The organism is Myroides sp. LJL119, assembly GCF_054871605.1.
This window is the reverse complement of the sequence record NZ_JBTXLO010000015.1, coordinates 1-22208: the sequence shown is the minus strand read 5'-3', so window position 1 is coordinate 22208 and position 22208 is coordinate 1. Positions and strand designations below refer to the sequence as shown.

At 32.6% G+C, this 22208-nt stretch carries 17 protein-coding genes; 12 read left to right on the top strand and 5 right to left on the bottom strand.

Annotated features, from left to right (window positions below; translation table 11 throughout):
- Positions 1-794: 794 nt before the first annotated feature.
- Genes ACYSNV_RS12270 through ACYSNV_RS12260 form a run of 3 tightly spaced genes read left to right on the top strand, consistent with a single transcriptional unit; the run spans position 795 to position 3980 of the window.
- Entirely contained in the window at positions 795-2099 is a 1305-nt protein-coding gene (locus tag ACYSNV_RS12270) for a DUF5690 family protein (protein ID WP_461762830.1), read from the top strand.
- Between the two features lie 23 nt (positions 2100-2122).
- Positions 2123-3292: a TIGR03364 family FAD-dependent oxidoreductase gene (locus ACYSNV_RS12265; RefSeq protein WP_461762829.1), complete on the top strand. Its 1170-nt coding sequence runs from the start codon at positions 2123-2125 to the stop codon at positions 3290-3292.
- Between the two features lies 1 nt (position 3293).
- Positions 3294-3980 (top strand): phosphonatase-like hydrolase, encoded by a 687-nt coding sequence (locus ACYSNV_RS12260; RefSeq protein ID WP_461762828.1) that lies wholly within the window; start codon positions 3294-3296, stop codon positions 3978-3980.
- A 99-nt stretch (positions 3981-4079) separates the two neighbouring features.
- On the opposite strand, the gene ACYSNV_RS12255 is transcribed toward ACYSNV_RS12260, so the two are convergent.
- Positions 4080-4661: a helix-turn-helix domain-containing protein gene (locus ACYSNV_RS12255; RefSeq protein ID WP_461762827.1), complete on the bottom strand. Its 582-nt coding sequence runs from the start codon at positions 4659-4661 to the stop codon at positions 4080-4082.
- Between the two features lie 182 nt (positions 4662-4843).
- Here ACYSNV_RS12255 and ACYSNV_RS12250 point away from each other — a divergent pair, with 182 nt between their 5' ends.
- Positions 4844-5785: an MBL fold metallo-hydrolase gene (locus ACYSNV_RS12250; RefSeq protein WP_461762826.1), complete on the top strand. Its 942-nt coding sequence runs from the start codon at positions 4844-4846 to the stop codon at positions 5783-5785.
- Positions 5786-5917: 132 nt separating this feature from the next.
- Here the strand turns inward: ACYSNV_RS12250 and brnQ are convergent, their stop codons facing one another.
- From brnQ to ACYSNV_RS12235, 3 genes are all read right to left on the bottom strand, one after another.
- Positions 5918-7237, bottom strand: a complete 1320-nt coding sequence (gene brnQ, locus ACYSNV_RS12245; RefSeq protein ID WP_461762825.1) for a branched-chain amino acid transport system II carrier protein — start codon at positions 7235-7237, stop codon at positions 5918-5920.
- Positions 7238-7783: 546 nt separating this feature from the next.
- Positions 7784-8101, bottom strand: a complete 318-nt coding sequence (locus ACYSNV_RS12240; RefSeq protein WP_461762824.1) for a winged helix-turn-helix transcriptional regulator — start codon at positions 8099-8101, stop codon at positions 7784-7786.
- A 124-nt stretch (positions 8102-8225) separates the two neighbouring features.
- The gene (locus ACYSNV_RS12235; protein WP_461762823.1) at positions 8226-9461 is read right to left on the bottom strand and encodes an ABC transporter permease; all 1236 of its coding nucleotides are present in this window, start codon (positions 9459-9461) and stop codon (positions 8226-8228) included.
- A 6-nt stretch (positions 9462-9467) separates the two neighbouring features.
- On the opposite strand from ACYSNV_RS12235, the gene ACYSNV_RS12230 reads away from it, so the two are divergent.
- From ACYSNV_RS12230 to ACYSNV_RS12200, 7 genes are all read left to right on the top strand, one after another.
- Positions 9468-10679, top strand: a complete 1212-nt coding sequence (locus ACYSNV_RS12230; RefSeq protein ID WP_461762831.1) for an exo-beta-N-acetylmuramidase NamZ family protein — start codon at positions 9468-9470, stop codon at positions 10677-10679.
- Positions 10680-10749: 70 nt separating this feature from the next.
- The gene (locus ACYSNV_RS12225) at positions 10750-12228 is read left to right on the top strand and encodes a histidine kinase (protein ID WP_461762822.1); all 1479 of its coding nucleotides are present in this window, start codon (positions 10750-10752) and stop codon (positions 12226-12228) included.
- 102 nt (positions 12229-12330) lie between these two features.
- The gene (locus tag ACYSNV_RS12220) at positions 12331-14928 is read left to right on the top strand and encodes a zinc-dependent metalloprotease (protein WP_461762821.1); all 2598 of its coding nucleotides are present in this window, start codon (positions 12331-12333) and stop codon (positions 14926-14928) included.
- Positions 14929-14952: 24 nt separating this feature from the next.
- Positions 14953-18303 carry a SusC/RagA family TonB-linked outer membrane protein gene (locus tag ACYSNV_RS12215; RefSeq protein ID WP_461762820.1) on the top strand — a complete coding sequence of 1117 codons (3351 nt, stop codon included), beginning with the start codon at positions 14953-14955 and terminating at the stop codon, positions 18301-18303.
- A 10-nt stretch (positions 18304-18313) separates the two neighbouring features.
- Complete coding sequence (locus tag ACYSNV_RS12210; RefSeq protein WP_461762819.1) at positions 18314-19639, top strand: RagB/SusD family nutrient uptake outer membrane protein; 1326 nt, start codon at positions 18314-18316, stop codon at positions 19637-19639.
- Between the two features lie 108 nt (positions 19640-19747).
- Complete coding sequence (locus tag ACYSNV_RS12205; RefSeq protein WP_461762818.1) at positions 19748-20509, top strand: LytR/AlgR family response regulator transcription factor; 762 nt, start codon at positions 19748-19750, stop codon at positions 20507-20509.
- A gap of 92 nt (positions 20510-20601) precedes the next feature.
- Entirely contained in the window at positions 20602-20808 is a 207-nt protein-coding gene (locus tag ACYSNV_RS12200) for a hypothetical protein (protein WP_461762817.1), read from the top strand.
- Between the two features lie 11 nt (positions 20809-20819).
- Here the strand turns inward: ACYSNV_RS12200 and ACYSNV_RS12195 are convergent, their stop codons facing one another.
- Positions 20820-21317: a YkgJ family cysteine cluster protein gene (locus tag ACYSNV_RS12195; RefSeq protein WP_461762816.1), complete on the bottom strand. Its 498-nt coding sequence runs from the start codon at positions 21315-21317 to the stop codon at positions 20820-20822.
- A 65-nt stretch (positions 21318-21382) separates the two neighbouring features.
- Between ACYSNV_RS12195 and ACYSNV_RS12190 the strand changes: the two genes are divergently transcribed.
- Positions 21383-22099 carry a class I SAM-dependent methyltransferase gene (locus tag ACYSNV_RS12190; protein ID WP_461762815.1) on the top strand — a complete coding sequence of 239 codons (717 nt, stop codon included), beginning with the start codon at positions 21383-21385 and terminating at the stop codon, positions 22097-22099.
- Positions 22100-22208: the final 109 nt, after the last annotated feature.

Here is a 22208-nt window from a genome sequence, read left to right as displayed (position 1 = left end):
CTACCTTATTTTTTCATTATCCAAATTTATTTTTCAAAATCTTTCTTAATGTTTTTTAAGGATACTTTACTCTTATTTTGTATTAGAACGTCTGCCTTGAATGCGGATGCAAAAGTAGAAACTTCCGGGTAACTTCCAAACTTTATTTTACTTTTTATTTATTTATTTTCACCTTTATTCTTTAACTATTTATCAAATAAGGGTTTATACCAGTTGAGTTTTTTAAGTTTTTTTCATGCAAACTATCTAATCCTTTGATTAAACACAAAAAAACACTCCACCTGTATAATACCTCTGCCTTTGCCATGCTACATTTTTCTCTATTTTAAGTAAATAATTTTCCTTGGCTTACAGTGAATCTCATGTAACTATTTTTACCTAGAACAGAAAACCACTCCTATATATACCTGAAAAAACACTCCTATATATATACCTGAAAAAACACTCCTATATATACCTGAAAAAACACTCCTATATATATACCTGAAAAAACACTCCTATTATATAACTAATAACACGTCTTACATAACATAATCATATAAGCAAGAAAAACACAAATGAAAAATATTACTATAAGTAACTATCTGAGATACTAATGCAAAAAGAATAATTAATTCGCTTTTACAAATCATTAATATTACCATAATACCCATTAAAAACTAACTAACAGATAATAAAGACATTACAATTAAAAGAGGGATTTTTTATGTTAAATACTTTAACACATAGTTAATAGCGGCTTAATTAAAAAAAGCAATCACAAAGGTATTTTTACTAAATCAAAATTCATAAAAATGAAATCTGGATTAAAAAAGTTTACAAATAGTAAAAAAATAAACACCCTTATAATTGTTCTTTCAGTTTTCTTATGTTATACCAGCATGTATGCAATAAGAAAATCTTTTCTAGCAGCACAATACATAGGTACGGACCTGCAATTCGGCCTAGATCAAAAAACTGTTTTTGTAATCAGTCAGGTCTTGGGGTATATGGTCTCCAAATTCATAGGCATTAAAATAATCTCAGAATTACATAAATCAAAGAGAGTGGTTTGGCTTGTAGGATGTACAACTTTTAGTTTAATGATGCTAGGACTATTCTCTATAGTACCTCAACCCTACAAAGCTGTAACTTTATTTTTTAATGGATTACCATTAGGAATGATTTTTGGAATTGTATTTTCTTATATAGAAGGAAGAAGAAATACGGAACTACTTGCAGCGGCTTTAAGTGCCACTTTTATCTTTTCAACAGGATTGGTTAAAACCGTTGGATTAATTTTAATGCAAAATTTTAGCATAACGCAATATAATATGCCATTTACCACTGGGCTGCTATTCTTCCCTGTGTTTATCATTTCTGTATTTCTACTAAATAAAAGCAAAGGTCCAACTAAAAAAGATATACAAGCTAGGACCCAGAGGTTACCAATGTATAAAAAACAAAGGCGTGAATTCTTAAGATCAAATGGACTAGGTTATCTAGGTTTAGTCATTATCTATATGCTACTGACAATTGTAAGAGATTTTCGAGATAATTTCGTAGTAGATTTTTGGGCTGAACTAGGTTATACAGGAACTCCTAGTTTAATAACATTAACAGAAATACCAGTTGCTGTAACTGTTTTAATCATAGCAGCAATGTGTGTGCTTATTAAACAAAATAAAAAAGCTTTCAATTTTGGAATGAGCCTTACAGCTTTAAGCGCTATGGTTATGATATTATCCACAATCCTTTTTCAAAAACAACTTATCTCTCCTATCTACTGGATGATTATTAGTGGAATTGGTGTGTATCTGCCTTACATCTTATTTCACTGTCTTGTTTTTGAGCGTTTAGTTGCGCTATTACACTTTAAAGGAAATGTAGGTTTTTTATTTTATTTCGCAGATTCAATCGGATACTTAGGTAGTGTGATGGTCTTACTGTTAAAAGAACTTTTTGATTTCTCAACAAGCTGGAAACATTTCTTTATTCTATTAAACATCCAATCTGCCGGGATAATAATCCTTAGTACCTTAATGGTGGTCTGGTACTTTTCCAAACAAACACAAAGAAAAACATTGAGAATAAACACGCTCTATAAAAAATATAACTAAAACAAATAGAAATAATTTATAAGATGAAAAATAATCAATATGATTTAATTGTTATCGGAGCAGGGGTGCTTGGCACATTTCACGCATACCATGCTATTAAAAAAGGTTTAAAAGTTGCTATTTTAGAAAAAGATCAACAACCCTGTAGTGCCACAGTCCGAAACTTTGGACAAGTTGTACCCTCTGGAATGAATACAAAATGGCAAAAATACGGCAGGGAATCACTAGAGATTTATAACCAGATACAAAATCAATTTGACATTTCTGTACGAAATAATGGTACGGTATATTTGGCCTCAGATAGCCAAGAACAACAATTAATCGAAGAGTTGCATAATATAAATAAAGCCAATGACTATGATTCAATATTATTAACCAAAAAACAATGTTTACAAACATATCCAGGTTTACGTGAAGACTATGTAAAAGCAGGCCTTTACTTCCCACAAGAAGTAACTATCGAACCCAGAGAAATGATTAATAAACTTCATAATTACTTAATTACCCAAACACATTTAGATATCTATTATAACACCCAAGGGCTATTTTGTGAAAACACAAACGATCAAAAGGTTTGTATAATAACAAATACAGGCAAAAAATTACTAGCAAGCAAAGCTATAATTTGCTGTGGTTCTGAGTTTAAAACTTTATATCCAGAAATATTCAACAGCAGTGACTTAGAAATAACAAAGCTACAAATGTTAAGCACTAAGCCGCAACCTGGTAATTTTCAACTCAAAGGTTCGATTCTCAGTGGATTATCCATTCGAAGATATGAAGCTTTTTGTGAGTGTCCGAGCTACAAAGAAATAAAAAGTCAAGAGCTTCCCAATTCTTTACACAAAAAGTGGGGAGTCCATATTTTATTTAAACAAGCCACCGATGGGTCTATTATACTAGGTGATTCACATCAATATGCTGATGTGCAAAACCTCAATGATTTAAGTTTTGATATAAAATCAGAAATTAATGACTTTATGATTGATCAAGCCAAAAAAATATTTGACTTGCCAAGCTATGAAATAGCCCGTAGTTGGTATGGCATTTATTCACAATGTAAAACAAGGGATATTTTCGAACACACAGTAGGTGAAAATATTCATATTGTAACTGGAATTGGAGGTAAAGGAATGACCGCAAGCGCTGGATTTGCAAAACATAATATTAATCAAATTTTTAATAAACAATAAAATGAAGGATATAAAATTAGCAGTCTTTGACATGGCTGGCACAACAGTAAACGAAGACAACATGGTATACAAGACACTACATCAAGCTATTTTAATGCACGGATTTAATTGTAGTTTAAAACAAGTACTTGAGCATGGCGCAGGAAAAGAAAAACAAAAAGCAATCTATGACACCTTACTTCATATCAGTAATCCATCACAAGCAGATTTAAAAAATAAAGCTATTTTTAAAGACTTTAAACAACTTCTAGAAATCGCCTATGATACTAATCCTGTTTTTGCCTTTGACAATATAGAAAAACTATTTCAAGATTTAAGATCTCATGGCATCAAAGTAGTTCTAAATACAGGATATGACAGAAAAACAGCCAATAAACTACTGGATAAATTAAATTGGGCTGTAGGTAGAGATATAGACGGACTTATTACTGCTTGTGATGTTAAAAACGGCAGACCTTTTCCTGATATGATCCATCTTGCAATGAAAAAAACAGCAATAACAAATAGCGCAAATGTACTTAAAGCTGGTGATAGCGTTATAGATATAATAGAGGGTAAAAACGCGCAATGTGCACTAGTTATTGCAGTGTTAACCGGGGCTCAAAGCAAAGCGGAGCTACAAACTGCAAACCCGGATTACATCTTGCAAAGCCTTGCTGATCTAAGACAAATACTTCTGGAGAATTAGTTGGAAAAAGATTAAAACAACATGGCATTTAGCCTTTTAATGCCATGTTGTTTATTATAATTTGGTATTTTTTATGAAAAAGCAATAAAAAAATAGCTCTTACCTATCTTGAGTGGGTAAATAAAAATAAACAACCAACATCAAACAATTTTGATCACTTTGGTTACTAGGTGCATGGGCTATGCGCCCATCAAAAAACAAACTATCTCCCTGATTTAATTCTATAGTTTCCTTACCAATGTTGTAAGAACATGACCCACTAAGAATGTATTTAAATTCAAAAGCATCACTTTTAATCTTATTGCGTTTAGAAAAAGGTGTTATCTCTAATAAAACCGCTTCTAACCCCATGGAATTAAAATGTTTTGAAATAATTGACTTGTAAATAAACCCCTTACTATACTGCTCCTTTTGCACTACACTATATTGCTCTTTGCGCACCACTACATAATTAAGAGATTCCTGTAGGGATATACCTTGAAAAAACTCACCGATATCAATCTTCAATGCCCAGACAAGGTTTAATAATACAGCTAAAGAAGGAATAGTTCTTCCATTCTCAATCTTAGACACTAAGCCATTACTAACATTGGCTCTTTGTGCTAGAGCATTAATAGTTAATTTCTCTTGTTTTCTTACTTGTCTAATACGCCTGCCTAATCCGGTAAAATAATTTTCCATATAAAATCTAGTATATCTGTATAAAGATAAAAGTAAATTGATTTGATTTGTAAAGATTCCCTAAGGTTAATGACTATTTAACCTGGAGCTAACCCTTGGGTAATAACTAAGAAAAAGCTAAATAAAAAGCATGTTTTTTTTATAAAGGTAAATTACTCTACATTTACAGCAAATTAAAGATTATGAAAAAAACAATTATTGCTTTAAGTCTTTTTTTAGGCTTAGCTGCCCAAAGCCAATCTTTAGAAATCATTCCTTTGGGAGTATATGGAGGTTCGGAAGAAAGCAACCTATCGGCTTACTTAGTAGGGGTTCAAGATAGTAAAGCCTACTTGTGTATGGATGCCGGAACTTTAAGAAGTGGTATAAATAAAGCAATTGAATTAAACACCTTTCAAGATACAAGTACGCAGGTTTTACAAGATTATATCAAAGGCTACTTTATAAGTCATGGTCATTTAGATCACTTATCTGGACTGATTATTAACTCTCCTGAGGATTCAAAAAAACCAATTTACGCACTTGATTTCGTAATTGACGTTTTTAAAAATAATTACTTCACAAACGCATCTTGGGCTAATTTTGCAAATCAAGGAGAAGCACCAATAATCGGGAAATATTCCTACAACCAAGTTGAGCCAGGTGATTTTTTCGATATTCAAAACACATCTTTACAGGCTAAAGTTTATCCTTTAAGTCATGTAAATCCACAAAAATCTTCGGCTATATTAGTTAAGCATAAACAACAATATGTCCTATATTTTGGAGATACGGGTGCCGATCGCATTGAAAACACAAATAACTTGGAATATATATGGAAAGATATTGCACCGTTAATTGATCAAAACAAATTAAAAAATATCCTTATTGAGGTGTCCTTTTCAAATTCACAACCAGAAAACGCTTTATTTGGTCACCTAACTCCAAAATTACTTCAAGAAGAGTTATCCAAATTAAGTCATTATACAAAACAAAAACAGGCTTTGAAAGGATTAAACATTATTGTAACCCATTTAAAACCTTCCCAAGGGTCTATCCAAAAAATTCAAACAGAACTTGAGCAAGATAATCCCTTTCAAGTAAATTATATTTTTCCTGAGCAAGGACGTAAAATAAGTCTTTAAACTACTTTTGAAAAGACACTAAAAGATTGAGTCTTACAAAAAGTATTTAACTAAAAATGCCCCAAAAAGTTTATTCTATTTGGGGCATTCCTTTTGATTTAAAACACTTATATTAATATAAATTAGATTATCTTACTTTTCTCTAGAAACCAGTTTCCCAAGAACAAAGACCAATAAAAAGCAAATTGCAGATGGTATAAGCCAAGGAACATCATAAGAGGCCAGAGGAATAGAACCTACCATTTTCTCTACCCAAGAGTTGTACTCCATGTAATTATAATTCTTAGCTAAAGATCCACTAAAAGAGAATAATGCTACAGCGGTAGTGGCAACAATTGCAGCCACAAACGGGGCCTTTCTTGTAACAACTCTTCCAAAGATAACCATATATAATACTAAACTTAGTGTGATGGGATAAATTATACCTAAAAACGGCCCTGCATAATCAATTATATTATCCACTCCCTCAACGGCTAAAACACCAGCAAAAACACAAGTTACAATAACAACTAATCGATAGCTTAATTTTCCATTGGTAAGTTTTGCAAAAAATGTTCCCGTTGCACACACCAAGGCAATAGCTGTGGTTAGACAAGCCAAAGCAATACATAGTCCCAAAACCAAGGTTCCAGTACTCCCCAGTAAACCGTTGGAAATATGTAAAAGTAATTCAGTGCGCTTAATATCGTTAGTACTTGTAAAACCAGAGCTTACTCCTAAATATACAAGGCCTCCATATATAACTAGCAAACAAAACATAGCTATTGCACCAGACAAAAATGTTACATTTGTTTTTTCACGTAATGCTACATATCCTTTTGATTTAACAGCCGTTATAATAATACCTGCATAAATTACCGAGGCCAATACATCCATGGTTTGATAGCCCTGGGTAAAACCATATCTAAAAGCGTCTGGATCTGTCACATCAGGCATACCCAAAGGATTTATTGGATGGAAAATACCCACGGCCAATAACCAAAGTAATATAACCAGTAACAAAGGAGTTAAGTACTTCCCGATAATATCAACAACTTTTGATGGGGAAATACTTAATATTAAAGTAACACCAAAAAACACAATCGAAGAAATAACTGGACTGGCCTGTGGCCATAAAGAAAGCACCCCTATTTCATAAGTTGTAGCAGCGGTTCTTGGGATAGCAATCAAAGGTCCTATACTTAAAATAATAGCTGTGGCTAAAACCCATCCCAATGTGGAATTTATTCGTTTTGCTAAATCTGTAAAACTGTCCCCGGATAATAACACTGCTACTATTCCTAAAAAAGGCCCTAAAATTGCTGTAATTGAAAAGCCTGAAACAGCCACTCCCCAATCACTTCCTGTCATTAACCCAATAAAAGGCGGTAGAATAATATTACCTGCACCAAAGAACATAGCAAATAGTGCAAAACCAATGGTTAATGCATCTGAATATTTTTTAAATCCCATCTATAATTTAAATCTAATTTCCTTAAAAGTAACCCATAAATTAAGCTACTAAGGATAGTTAATAAAGTCAAAAAACAAATAAAAAACAGCGTTTTTATTTGTTTTGCGGCCACAATATAGGGAAAATCTTGGGCAATAGAAGTAAATAGTTGATAAATTTTAGGAGCCCAAAACCATAGAATTATTAGCAAATTAACAAAAACAATTCTATTTTTTTACAAAAAAATCACTTTAAGCAAAAGCCAATTATATTCCAAACAATCATAATATGGCCGTTTTTTTGAAATAATAAATTAAATTTAAATACCTACAAAGGCCTTGGAACTATCAAAACTATTTTTCTGCACTCCATTAGGCTATTTAACAAATTTAACGATTATGAAATAAAAAACGCCATTATCCAAAAAATACGTAAAACGACTATTTTTTTTTTATATCGAAAATATTACCCTTTAAAGCATGTATAAAAGTCCATTAAACACCTTATTTAAAAAAAACTAACGCAAAAATATATTTGTACTATTGTTTTAAAAATAAATAAAACAATCACATAAGAACTTGATGTAATTTATCAATTAAATCTAAAGCTTTTATAGCCTTAGTACTTAATGAATATTGTACATGTAAAGGTTTTTCATTTACTATTTCTTTAATTAAAAGCCCATCGTTTTGTAAATCCTTTAACGCAACAGACAAAGATTGTCTGTTGGCGGTGCGTATCTCGCGTAGATAATCACTAAAACGCATATGTCTATCTAGGGTTAAATGCAAAATATGCATTTTCCATTTACCTGAGAGTATACCCATTAATTCTTGTGCCGGACAGTAGGTGTCTTGTATCTTAGAAGGAATATCTTTTATCATAGAAAATTTTCTCGGGAGTCTGTTTTATAAATCCACTCCATATTAAATGTCTTATAAAAACTTGCCCTAGTCTTTAAACAACTCCAAACTACAACTATCTTATATATAAAACAAATCTTAAGCTTTACTGATACCTAATGGCTTTAACTACACTAATCTTCGTAATTAAATAAGAAGGGATTAAAAGCACTAACAAGGATATAAATACAACACCTAAATTCAAAAGCAATACATCCCAAAATCGGATCAAAACTGGGGCTTCAGACACATAATAAGAAGCAGGATCTAGCTTAACAATACCAAAATACCTTTGAACCCATAATAAAGACAACCCTATTAAGTTACCATAAAACAGTCCTTTAATAATTAAATAGCAAGCATTGTAGAGAAAGATTTTTCGAATACTCCAGTTATTTGCTCCCAATGCCTTTAATACACCAATCATTTGGGTACGTTCTAAAATTAAAACCAACAAGGCAACAATCATATTTATAGAAGCCACTACAACCATAATAATAATAATTACCAAGATATTAAAGTCAAACATATCTATCCAACTAAATATATTAGCATATTTTTCAATCACTGTTTTACTATCTATATTAGAGGGCAACTCCAAGTAAATCTTTGCCCCTATTTGCTGAACAGAATCAAAATCATTTATTAGAACCTCAAAACCTCCTATTTGGTCATCTTGCCATCTATTTAAGCGTTGTGCGTGTCGTAAATCTCCTAAAACCACATTAGAATCGAATTGTTGCAAACCCGAATTATAAATTCCAACAATCTCGAACTGCCTAACTAAAGGAACCTTATTTCCCCATTCCTTCATAAAATAAGTTGTTATTTTATCTCCAAGGTTTAAATCAAGACGTTTGGCTATATACTCGGAGAGTAAAATCTGGTTGCTAATACCATTGGAAAAACTAGGCAATTCCCCCTTAATTAAATATTCTTTTATAGCACTAAAATCATAAATAGAATCCACCCCTTTAAAAACAATACCTTCAAAGTAATCCTCGGTGCGAATAATACCTGCTTTGGTGGCAAAAGGAGCAATGTTTTTTATCCCTTGAATTCTCTGTAAGTCATTGTATTTATTTATATCCCGATTCAAGGGCACTAGAGTAAGTTCACTAGCGTTATTATCAAAATTAGTAATTACTATGTGCCCGCTAAATGCTGAAATCTTATCTCTAATTTTGTATTTTAAACCAAGACCGGTAGAAATAGATATAAGCATCATAATAATACCTAATGCAATAGCTGTAATTGCAATTTTAATTATTGGCGCAGAAATACTACTTTTATAGTTTTTAGTTGTAACTAATCGTTTGGTTATAAAATATTCTAATCTCAAGGTATGATGGTATCAAATTCAAAGTTCAAAAATACAGTTTTATTCTTAGTCTTTACATTGCTTTTTTCTGTTAATGTAAATTCTTCTATACCTTTTACTAAAAACCGCCAATATGAAAAACAAAACGTAAAGGTAGGAGCCAGTCAAATAGGATTATACAAAGACCTTGTAAAGGGAAAAAAAGTAGGTATACTAACCAATCAAACCGGAGTAATTCCACAGGATGACAATCTAATATCCACGGTTGACTTTTTATTGGACAACCAAATAAATTTAGTTAAAATATTTGCTCCTGAACATGGTTTTAGAGGAACAGCCGATGCAGGTGAACATGTAAAGGATAGTAAAGATTCCAAAACGGGACTTCCTGTAATTTCTTTGTATGGAAAAAACAAAAAGCCCTCAAAACAGCAACTCCAAGATGTAGAAGTGATGCTCTTTGACTTGCAAGATGTTGGTGCTAGATTTTATACCTATATTTCTTCATTACATTATTTAATGCAAGCCTGTGCTGAGAATAATATTCCTTTAATCCTACTTGATAGACCCAATCCAAATATTCATATTATAGATGGACCTACCCTAGAGATGCAAAACACCTCCTTTGTAGGAATGCACCCTATTCCTGTATTACATGGAATGACCATGGGAGAATATGCACAAATGATTCAAGGTGAAAACTGGACTAAAACCCAAAATAAACTAGATTTGACTATTATTCCTTGCTTGAACTACACAAGAGATACACCATACAGCCTACCTGTTGCTCCCTCACCTAATCTACCAAATGATCAATCTATAAATCTCTATAGTAGTTTGTGTTTTTTTGAAGGAACAAATGTATCGAGTGGAAGAGGAACAGATTTACAATTTCAAATCTATGGAAGTCCATACCTACAAGATATGCCCTATAGCTTTACCCCGGTGTCTAACCCTGGGGCTAAATATCCTATGAATCAGGATAAATTATGTTACGGCGAAAACCTTAGTAATCATCCTAAGGTCAACCAATTGGAATTAAAATGGCTATTAAAAGCTTATCAAAATTCAACAGATAAAGAGAAGTTCTTTACTAATTTTTTCACTAAATTAGCAGGAACAACCTCACTGGAGACGCAAATCAAACAAAATCTCACAGAACAACAAATCCGAGCAACTTGGCAAAATGCATTAGAGGATTTTAAAATAAAAAGACAACCTTATTTAATATACAACTAGTTTGCTTTTTCCAAAAAATCTAAATAGATACATAACTCGTAAAGCTTTTATTACAATAGGCATTATTATTTTGTCCATTACAATTGGGGCCTTACTTACCCTTAGTTACTCTATTAATAAAAGTAGCGAGCAAACCTATGCTTACATTACAAAGAAGAATTTCTCTAATAAATTAAGTTCTTTAAAGCTAGAGTTTAAAAAATTAGACAATTACTTGATTTCTCTAGATAGTTTGATTCACAGTCAGAACAAGTCGGATTTATATACCAAATTTGATATTATCAATCAAATGTACACCCCAGGAAAGTTAATCTCCTTACAATGGTTTGTGTTAACTGATAAAGACAATACTCCTTTACAATGGTATACCCAACAAAATGGAGACAGTCTAGAACCTATGTATTATGATTTGTTAAGTCAAACACACAAAACCAATCATTTTATACAAGATAGTCTAAATCCAAAATGGCTTGTGTACAATACAATGTCATTACCGAATCACGAAAAATTAATCTATGGAATAACAATAGATCTAAACAACTTACATAAATATTTAGCCACCATAGATATTAATACGCCAAACTATGCCTATATTTTTACCCCTAATGGTTTGTGTATCTATCACCCAGAGGAGAAGTTCATAGGTAAGAACATTTATCAACTAGGTATGCTAAACCCAAAAGATACTATTAACTCTAAAAACACCAATAGCTTATCTGTTAGTCAAAGTGAATATCTGAAACTAGATATTATTCGATTCCTAGCCCCTTTTAATAGTGAGAATTTCAAAGGTTACATCACTATAAATTTCCCGAAATTTTATGCCGATGATAACTTAAAGCCTATCAAAAAAAACACCATACTAATTTTGCTAACCACTGTGTTTATAATAGTAGTTTTATTTTACTTATTTGTTTTGGCCAATAAAAAAGCTTATCAAGAAAAACAAACACTAGCGGTAGCTTATGAAAAGGTAAATAAAGAAAAAGTATCTATTCAGTTGCAACAACTCAAGAATCAAATTAATCCGCATTTTCTTTTTAATTCTTTGAATTCACTTTATATGCTAATTAATATTGATCCAAAAACGGCTACTGAATTCACCTTGAATTTGAGTAAGACTTACCGTTATTTGATACACCCTCCTGAACAAAACATAGTGGTTATTGACCATGAGATAACTTTTATAAAACAATACATCGAACTACAAAAAATTAGATTTGATAAGGAGCTAAATATTCAAATCCTACAGGACCAAGACATAAATCACAATGCTAAAATTCCATTTTTAGCCTTACAAATAGCTGTTGAAAATGCCCTAAAACACAATATTGCCACCATAGATAATCCTTTGCAAATTCATATCCATATATGTAAAGACCGTATTGTGGTAACAAATAACTACCAACCCAAACACTATAAAAAAGATAGTGAAATGTTTGGGTTAAATTATCTTAAAACTGTTTATAGCTATTATAATGTTACTACCTTTGTTGCTGAAATACAACAAGATAGTTTTACATGCATTTTACCGCTAATAGAAAGTTAAAAAAACCATTCACTCCCGTTTTTAGACCATTCACTCCCAAAAAATTTTAGCTTAACTAAATGTGCATTAGTTTTAGCCCCCATAATTATAACTAACAACGGAATGAACAAAAACACGGTTAGACTAACTATCAGTGCTTTATTACTTTGCTTTGGCTTATTTTCAGCCTCCCCAGCTATAGCCAAAACAAGCAAACAAAAGCCAAAAACTGACAAAGAGGTTAACAAAGAAAAAGACTCGACAGATGTTAAGAAAAACAGCTATGCAGAGCTTTTAGAAAAAGGAATTTATAAAAAAGGAATGTTCAATACCATTGAGGTAAAAACCGATGTGTATTTCGAGATTCCCGATAGCCTTTTAAACCGCCAGTTTTTGATAGTCAACAAACTCTCTCAAGTGCCATTAGAAATCAATGATGCTGGTGCTAATAAGGGAATGAATTACGAGAATAAACTAATTACTTTTCACAAAGACACCCTTGCAAATAAAATTTGGGTGAAAACACAAAACCCACGTGTTTCCTCTCCAGAGCAAGACGCAATTAGTGAATCGGTTAGAAACAATTTTATTGAATCTGTGTTGGAGGTTTTTGATATTGAAACACAAAACACCGATTCTACAGCCACGGTAATTAAAGTAAATAAAGTTTTTGATGGAAATCAAAAAAGCTTTAATGATGTTTTAACAGGTCTAGGTCTTCCTACTTCGGTTAAAACCAACCTTTCTTATATACAGGGTGTGAAAGCCTTTGAAGAAAACATTGTTGTTAAATCCCTTATCACAACCTCGGTGAATGAAGGTGGTGGTGATATGGCTGTTTCTTTAGGAATAACAACCAATATAGTTCTTTTATCAAAACAACCTATGAGACCTCGTTTAGCCGATAAACGCGTTGGTTTTTTTACAGAGAAAAACTGGTTATTTACTGATAGCCAACATAAAATGGAATCCAGAGAGTTTATCACTAAATGGAACTTAGAGCCAAAGCCAGAGGATATTGAAAAATACTTAAATGGTGAACTAGTTGAACCTAAAAAACCTATTGTATATTACATTGATCCGGCAACTCCTCCACAATGGAGAGAGAAAATAAAAGCAGGGGTACACGATTGGCAAGTTGCCTTTGAGCAGGCTGGTTTTAAAAACGCTATAATTGCAAAAGAACCTACTAAAGAGGATAAAGATTTTGATATTGATGATGTACGTTATTCTGTAATAACTTACGCAGCATCGCCAAAATCAAACGCAATGGGACCATCGGTAATGGACCCAAGAAGTGGAGAGATTATTGAAGCCGATATTATCTGGTGGCATAATGTTATGACATCGGTTCATGCTTGGATGCGTGTGCAAACAGGTCCAATTGACCCTAAAGCCAGAGCTAATAAATTCACCGATGATCACATGGGTGAGGCAATTCGCTTTATATCCTCACATGAGGTTGGACATACCTTTGGTTTAAAACACAATATGGGTTCCTCTTTTGCCTATCCAGTTGACTCCTTAAGATCTAAAACCTTTACAGATAAAATGGGTGGAACAGCTCCATCTATTATGGATTATGCTAGATACAACTATGTAGCACAACCACAAGATGGTGTAACTGCTATTACTCCTAAAATCGGTGTGTATGACAAATACGCTATTGAATGGGGATACCGTTGGTATCCAGATGCTCAAACCGAAGAAAGAGCCTTAAAGCAAATGATTGAAAAACATCAAGATGACCCGCTTTATTTCTATGGAGAACAACAAAGTTACTTAAACACTATTGACCCAAGAAGTCAAAGCGAAGATTTAGGTAATGATGCCATGAAAGCCAGCGAATATGGCTTAAAGAATTTACAAATTGTAGTAGATAACATTTTACCATGGACCTTTGAACAAGGTAAAGATTATACCGAGGCTGGAAAACTATACATGGCCGCTATAGGCCAATGGCAAACATACACCCAACATGTTTTAAACAATATTGGAGGAGTTTATTTTGATCACGCTACCTATGGTAATCAAAAAAGTGCTTATACACCAGTACCTTTTGACACACAAAAAAGAGCTGTAGAGTATATTAGTAAAAATGTATTAACTCTACCCTCTTGGCTTTTCTTTAACCAAGAAATTATTGATAAAACTTATGGATTGAAAGCCTCGCCTGTTGGACCGTTTGAATATTCACCATATTCTTTGGCTAGAGAATTGCAATATACAGCGATCTATTACATCTTAAATGATGAAAGACTATTACGCTTGTTAGAGAATCAAGTAAAGCAAGAGCAAAACCAACAAGAGCAAAACTTTACAATTGCAGACTTATTTAACATGATGCACGATTCGATTTTTGCCAAAACAAACAAAAACAAATCGCTAAGTGTTTTAGAGCGTATGACTCAAAAAAATTACGTAGATGCCTTGATTATCGATACAAACAAGCTTTTTGAAAAAACAAATAAGAAAACTCTTGTTATAGATACCAATTTTCAATTTCCAACTATGTGTAATTACATAGGGCAAGAAAAACAATTAAGAAACATTAATTATACGGTAATGAAACGAGTTTCAGAGGTTACTACCTACAAAAAGGCAGAACTAATGAAAATCAAAAGAACTTTACTTAAAAAGAAAAATATCAAAGATCAAGCAACAAAAGATCATTACTTAGATTTGATTAATCGTATTGATCAAGCTCTAGTACTTTACTAACTAACTCAGATTTTATTAACTACTATGAAGAAATTAATTCTTTTATTTACTCTTTTAGTCTTTAGTGTATCATTTGCACAACAGCCTAGAGTAATCACAGGTACAGTCCAAGATGCAGCGGACAAATTAGGCCTACCTGGTGCATCGGTTATAGTAGAGACACAAACTGTTTCAACACAAACCAGCCAACAAGGAATCATAGAGAGTACTTCCATAGGGACAATTACCGATTACGATGGTAACTTTACCTTAGAAGTTCCTCAAAACGCTAAAGCATTACGCGTTAGTTTTATGGGCTATGAATCTAAATTAGTTTATTTAGGTTCTTCAAATAATTATACGGTACTTTTAGGGTACGATGATAATTTAATGGATGAATTGGTAATTACGGGATACCAAACCATTGAGAAAAGAAAACTTACAAGTGCTGTAGCGCAAATAGGTATGGATGCAATAGATCAATATGGAGTTGCATCGGTTGACCAAATGCTACAAGGACAAGTTGCAGGTATGTCTGTTATCACGCAAACCGGTGCGCCAGGTGCTCCGGCTAAAATTAGAATTCGTGGTACAGCTTCTTTAAACGGACCTCAAGATCCTTTATGGGTGTTAGACGGTATGCCATTGGAGGGGAATGATGTTCCTAATTTCAATGATAGAGACAATATCGATCAATTACAAAACTTCTCTATCGCTGGATTAAATCCAGATGATATTTTAGACATTACTATCTTAAAAGATGCTTCTGCTACTGCAATTTATGGTGCTAGAGCAGCTAATGGTGTTATTTTAGTAACAACCAAAAAAGGTAAAAAAGGAGATATGAGAGTTAATTTTACAGCTAACACTTTTATCAACGAAAGACCTGATTTTAATAAACTTAACTTAATGAATTCTTCTGAGAAAGTAGACTTTGAGTTAATGCTTGCTGGACGCTCTGATATTAATCACTTACGCACCGGACAAGGAGAAATTGCTAGAATATTAAATCAAACAGGAGAATTACAAAGCTTTAGAAACAACGGGCTTGCAGGTTTATCTGAATCAACTATACAACGAATTGACCAGTTAAGAGATATTAATACCGATTGGGGAAAATTACTTTACCGCTCGACAATAAACAGTCAATATGGACTTAGTTTATCAGGAGGTGGAGACATCTCAGATTACTACTTTTCTTTAGGGTATTACGATGAACAAGGTGCCACTATTGGTACCGGGTTTGAACGTTATAATTTAACTTTTAAAAACAACTACCAACTAAACGATAAGTTAAGTGTAGGGGCCGCTGTATTTGCCACCCAAAGTAATCGTTCTAGTTTTATCTCCGATGCAGACGCTAGCATCAACCCGGCTAACTATTCAAGAAACACCAGTCCTTATTTAGTTCCGTTTGATGCAAATGGAGATTACATTTACGATCCAGATATTATTGGTAAGGATGACGTTTATATTCCTTTCAACTTTATGGAGGAAAGAAACAATTCTAAATATAAATTAAACAACAAATCGTTTAAAGCTGTTTTTGATTTGAATTACCAAATCTTAGATGACTTAAAGCTAAGCTCTCAACTTGGGTTGCAATTAGAACAAAATGCAACTGAAAAATATCAAGGTCAACAAACCTATGCTACTAGAAAGTTCAGAGAAGGAACAAGATACTATGACTCGGCTAGTAAACAAACTAAGTATTTCCTACCTGAGGGAGGTATTATTGAGAATTTGAATGATGACTATTTTCAGTACAACTGGAAAACTATGCTTAATTACAACACCGTTTTCAATGAAAGACACGAAGTGGATGTGATGGCTGGTATGGAAATCAGAAAAGCAGATCGAACCTTAATTAAAAGTAAAGGTTTTGGTTATGACCCAAATACATTAACAAGTCAACCAATTATATTCCCACAAGGAAATGCGGATGCAAATCAAAAGTTATATGAAACTTATAGAAAAACGGTAAACAATGACGCCTATGCTTCCTTCTTTGCTACTGCTTCCTATACCTTAGATAGAAAATATACCGTTTTTGGAAGTGTTAGATACGACGGTTCTAACCTTTTTGGAGTAGACCCTAAATACAGATATCTACCACTATGGGCTATTTCTGGATCTTGGTTAGTATCCAACGAAAACTTTATGCAAAATCAAGATGTAATTTCTAATCTACGATTAAGAGCATCTTATGGTTTACAAGGAAATATAGATAGAACTACATCTCCTTTTATTATTGGTATGTACGGAAATTCGAGCATTTTACCAGGCTTTTCCGAAGGAAATATTACGGTTACCTCACCACCTAATGGTACGCTTCGTTGGGAAAAAACAACCAATACAAACTTTGGTTTTGACCTAGGAGCATTTAAAAACAGAGTAGCTATAGCCTTTGATATATACAATAGAAAAAGTACCGATTTAATTGGTTTACGAGCACTTCCTTTAGAAACTGGTTTTGAGTTTACTAATATGAACTGGGCCTCGGTTACTAATAAAGGTTTTGAAATCTCGTTAACAACAAGAAATATAACTAAGGAAGATTTTAGTTGGACTACCACGATAAACTTTGCAAAAAACATTTCAAAGGTAAACCGTATCGAGGTACGAGATAGTGATTATTATCCTTCCAGAGAAGGAAGACCAGTTAACTCGGTTTTTGTAATTAAAACTGCTGGTTTAGATGACAAAGGAAACTTACTGTTTTGGAAGGGAGATCAAAAAGTAACAGGTGTGGAGCTTTTCAAATTAAAAGATGACTGGGCAGATTTTATGCCTGGATATATGGTCTCAACGGAATTAACTGCACAGGAATATAGAGATCTTTTTACCTATCAAGGTGATGCAGATCCAAAATTCACTGGAGGTATTATCAATAATTTTAAATACAAAAATTTTGATTTATCTATTTCCGCTGCCTTTAACTTAAAGCAAACCATATTACAAACTCCATCGTATAAAAGTTATTATGTAGATCCAGGACTAAATTACACTACAGATGTTTTAAATATCTGGACGCCTAACAATCCTAATGGAACTCTTCCAGGAATCACAGGAGATGACCCTTATGACGGTACAGACAACTATATGTTAACTAAATTCTTTGATTCTTTTGATCCAGGTAATGCTTATAAATACTTGGATATTTGGGCAAAACAGATTAGCTATATACGTATAAGTAGTATTCGTTTGGGGTATAATTTACCAAAAACTTTTACCGATAAAATACGTATTCAAAATGCACGTATTAACCTAGAGGGAAGAAACTTATTTGTATTTGGATCTAATTACGACGGATATTTCGATCCGGAAACATATGGTAATATCTATGCTCAACCAATACAAAAATCAGTTTCAATTGGTTTAAATGTAACTTTCTAAGCAAAAAAAGATGAAAAAAATAGTAATAATACTTAGTGCAATTTCTTTAAGCTTATCCAGTGTTAGTTGTGATAAGTTCTTAGATATTGAACCTCAAGGTGTGGTAATGCCAAAGACAACCAAAGAGTATAGAGAGCTTTTTACAAGATCTTACGAGCTCTACCCTACTCATAAATCATTGGCCACTGTACGTACTGACGAAATCAAGATAACAAATGAAAATCAAGATGAGTCTTATACCATTATAGACATTTATAAATACAAGGATCAAGGACAAGATAAATCTACCCAAGCCTTTGCTTATGAATCGTTTTATAGTGCCTTGTTTAATGCCAATGCAGTTATTATAGAAGGGGTAAAAACAATGGAACCAGGAGTTGATACCCAACAACTAATAGGTGAGGCTTATGCCTTAAGAGCTATGGTTTACTTTGATTTAGTGAATTTATATGCAAAACCTTATAAAGCGGAGACTGCAAGTAGCGAAAGAGGAATCGTTATTGAAAATGACATTCAAATAGAGCAAAAAAAGGCTCCCTCTACCGTAGAACAAGTTTATCAAGAAATCCACAGAAATATCGAATTAGCACAACAATATTTACAAGTGGATGCTTATCAGCCAGGATTTAATTATCGTTTTACCAAAAACAGCATTAATGCTTTACAGGCTCGCGTGTATTTATACCAAAATAAATTTGACAAAGCCCTTGAGAGCGCTAATAAAGTTTTACAATACAAAAGTCAACTACAGGATTTAAATACGGATTTAACACCTGTTACTGATTTTAATTCTGTAGAGTCTATCCAGGCATTAGAGTTAACATTTACCTCTAATCAGTTAAATGCAACTTATGTATCGGATGAATTAATAAACAGTTTTGATCAAGAAAATGACCTTCGTTTTACGATGTCATTTTCCATGGCTAGCACCGATAAGTATAAACCTATAAAATCAGGTAAGGCACAATATAAAGTAAGCTTTAGAACAAGTGAATTGTACTTTATAAAAGCAGAGGCCTTAATGGAATTAAAGGACTTAGACCAAGCAAAACAAGTACTTGCAAGTGTTTTAGTTAACCGCTACACCCCACAGGGATATAACGCAGAACTACAAAAAATGCAAGCCATGGACCAAAACAAATTCAAAGCTTACTTATTAGAGCAACGCTTTAAAGAATTTGCCTTTGAAGGACATAGATGGTTTGATTTAAGAAGAACAGATCAAAAGCAAATAGTACATAAGTTAGGAGATCAAGAATTTATCCTTTTCCAAAATGATATTAGGTATACTTTAGATTTCCCATTAAAAGCAAAACAAAACAATCCATATTTATAGCCAAACTCAACCCCCAAAACTACTCCGTAAAAGGAGTAGTTTTTTTTTGGTTTAAACCAAGAGATTTATTTTTATTACTTTTACATAAAATATGGTTTATTAAAAATAATGAAAATAGCTATCATAGAGGATGAAAGCCTAGCCTCATCTTATCTAAAGAATCTTTTACAGCAACAAAACATACTTATAATCGAGCATATAGTAGTACTGCGGTCGGTTAAAGAGTCTATTGCGTATTTAAAAGATCACACGGTAGATTTACTATTTATGGATATCCATCTAGGGGACGGTAAAAGCCTGGAAATTTTTGAAACTATACAAGTCACAAGCCCAATCATATTTGTTACGGCTTATGACTCTTATGCCATTCAAGTATTTAAACAATTTACAATTGATTATATTTTAAAACCTTTCTCTGGATATGAATTAAATAATGCACTGGAGAAATTTAAAACAATTCATAAACAATTTGAATCTAAAAATTCTCTTGAGGCCTTATCTGAACTTGACAAAGAAGAGAAGCAAACTACAACAAACCGATTTTTAGTGGTTAGTGGTCACAAACTAAAGCCATTATTAACTAGCCAGATAGCTTACTTTTTTGCGGAGGGTAAACACCTATTTATTACCACTTTTGACAACAACACCTACATCTATAACGATACTTTAAAGGGAATTATAGCTAAGGTGGATAATAAAGAGTTTTTTAAAATAAATAGAAATTACATTATTAATATCCAAGCTATAGCAGAAATTATCAAACACAATTCTCAAAAAATAGAAATTATCCTTTTACCCAAAAAAGATAAAGACCAAGGCATACTAGTTAGTAAAAATCTAATTACCGAATTAAAGGCTTGGCTTGGATAATTTAGAAAAATTTAGTATTTTTTTTTAAATAAGCTATCAACAAATATGATTATATTTGAGCAAATCAACTTGAAAACTTAAAAAAAAAGGTTATGAATATACAAGACCGCATCTTAGCTTTTGTCGATCGTATTTTAGATTTATTTCATATAATAAAAGATTATTTAATCGATGCTATAGGATTTTTTGAAAAGCTTAAAAACGCAATTTTAGAATTAGTTGGCTATTTAAGCCATAAAATGGAAGATATAACAGAACAAGATCTAGCTCTATTAGAAGAAGAACACTTCTTTATCTAAATCAAAGGGGATTACTTTAAAATAATTTTCTTTTTCATTAACTCCACTACCTGAAAAGCTGCAGGACATATCTGCACATTTTTCAAAGTTAGATCTGTAATTTGCTGAAATTTTTTCCTATCGGTATGTGGATATTCACGACAAGCCTTGGGTCTTACTGAATAGATTGAACAATAGTTATCCGAATCTAAGAATTCACAAGGTAGACTTTGTAAAACATAATCGTTGTCCTCATCAATTTGTAGATATTTATCAATGAATTGTTGGGGCTTGATTTTTAAATATTTTGCTATCCTTTGTATATCCGCGCTAGTAAATAATGGTCCTGTTGTTTTACAACAATTTGCACAAGACAGACAGTCTATTTTCTTAAACACATCCTGATGAATCTCTTGCATCTGATAGTCTAAGTCTTTAGGCGCCTTCTTTTTTAGCTTATCGAAATACTTTTTATTCTCATTATGCTTATCTTTGGCGTTCTTGGCAAGTTGCTGAAGTACTTTATCCATTATTTATTTTTTACAGGGCAAATGTATTAAAAACTGCCAAACAATTTTTAATAAATTTCATAACAATGAAAGATCTTTTAGGACAAGCGATTTTAGATTACCAGACTAATAATTCTCCTGAGGATATCCAAACTCAGACAGATATCTCTGAATCAGAAATTATGCCAATTGCGTATATGTTTAGAGATTACCATCAAATGCCCAAGTTAGAGCAGAAAGCTTTACAAATGGCTAAAGGAAAAGTGTTAGATGTTGGCTGCGCAGCGGGATCTCATAGCCTGTATTTACAGAAGAAAAACTTAGAGGTCCATAGTATCGATATTTCAAAAAACAGTATTGAGACTTGCCTATTAAGAGGTGTTAATAACCCACAATGTATCGACTTATTAGATTTGACTAATCAAAAGTATGACACTATTTTACTTTTAATGAATGGTACAGGTATCTTTGGTTACTTAAAAAACCTAAGTCTATATTTAAAGCATCTTGCAGGATTACTAAACCCTAAGGGACAGATATTAATAGATAGTTGCGACTTAATTTACATGTTTGATACCTTAGAAGATGGAAGTGTTTGGGTTCCCATGCATGATAAAGACTATTATGGAGAGTTGACTTTTGAATTACAATACAAGGGGCAACAAGAAACACCATTCCCATGGTTGTATTTGGACTACAACACACTTCAAAATGCGGCTGTGGCCAATAATTTCACTTGTGAATTAATTAAACAAGGAAACAACTATGACTACCTAGCTAGGTTATGTCTAGTCCTGAAATAACGATACAGGATTAATATTATAAAATTACATAAAAAATAGTAGTAGACTTTAGTTTGCTACTATTTTTTTATACCCTTTAAATACCCGATTTTTCGTAACAAACATTTGA

Coding starts and splice junctions, on each gene's coding strand:
- ACYSNV_RS12270 (WP_461762830.1), top strand. CDS start 795: ATGAAATCTGGATTAAAAAAGTTTACAAATAGTAAAAAAATAAACACC.
- ACYSNV_RS12265 (WP_461762829.1), top strand. CDS start 2,123: ATGAAAAATAATCAATATGATTTAATTGTTATCGGAGCAGGGGTGCTT.
- ACYSNV_RS12260 (WP_461762828.1), top strand. CDS start 3,294: ATGAAGGATATAAAATTAGCAGTCTTTGACATGGCTGGCACAACAGTA.
- ACYSNV_RS12255 (WP_461762827.1), bottom strand. CDS start 4,661: ATGGAAAATTATTTTACCGGATTAGGCAGGCGTATTAGACAAGTAAGA.
- ACYSNV_RS12250 (WP_461762826.1), top strand. CDS start 4,844: ATGAAAAAAACAATTATTGCTTTAAGTCTTTTTTTAGGCTTAGCTGCC.
- brnQ (WP_461762825.1), bottom strand. CDS start 7,237: ATGGGATTTAAAAAATATTCAGATGCATTAACCATTGGTTTTGCACTA.
- ACYSNV_RS12240 (WP_461762824.1), bottom strand. CDS start 8,101: ATGATAAAAGATATTCCTTCTAAGATACAAGACACCTACTGTCCGGCA.
- ACYSNV_RS12230 (WP_461762831.1), top strand. CDS start 9,468: ATGGTATCAAATTCAAAGTTCAAAAATACAGTTTTATTCTTAGTCTTT.
- ACYSNV_RS12220 (WP_461762821.1), top strand. CDS start 12,331: ATGAACAAAAACACGGTTAGACTAACTATCAGTGCTTTATTACTTTGC.
- ACYSNV_RS12215 (WP_461762820.1), top strand. CDS start 14,953: ATGAAGAAATTAATTCTTTTATTTACTCTTTTAGTCTTTAGTGTATCA.
- ACYSNV_RS12210 (WP_461762819.1), top strand. CDS start 18,314: ATGAAAAAAATAGTAATAATACTTAGTGCAATTTCTTTAAGCTTATCC.
- ACYSNV_RS12205 (WP_461762818.1), top strand. CDS start 19,748: ATGAAAATAGCTATCATAGAGGATGAAAGCCTAGCCTCATCTTATCTA.
- ACYSNV_RS12200 (WP_461762817.1), top strand. CDS start 20,602: ATGAATATACAAGACCGCATCTTAGCTTTTGTCGATCGTATTTTAGAT.
- ACYSNV_RS12195 (WP_461762816.1), bottom strand. CDS start 21,317: ATGGATAAAGTACTTCAGCAACTTGCCAAGAACGCCAAAGATAAGCAT.
- ACYSNV_RS12190 (WP_461762815.1), top strand. CDS start 21,383: ATGAAAGATCTTTTAGGACAAGCGATTTTAGATTACCAGACTAATAAT.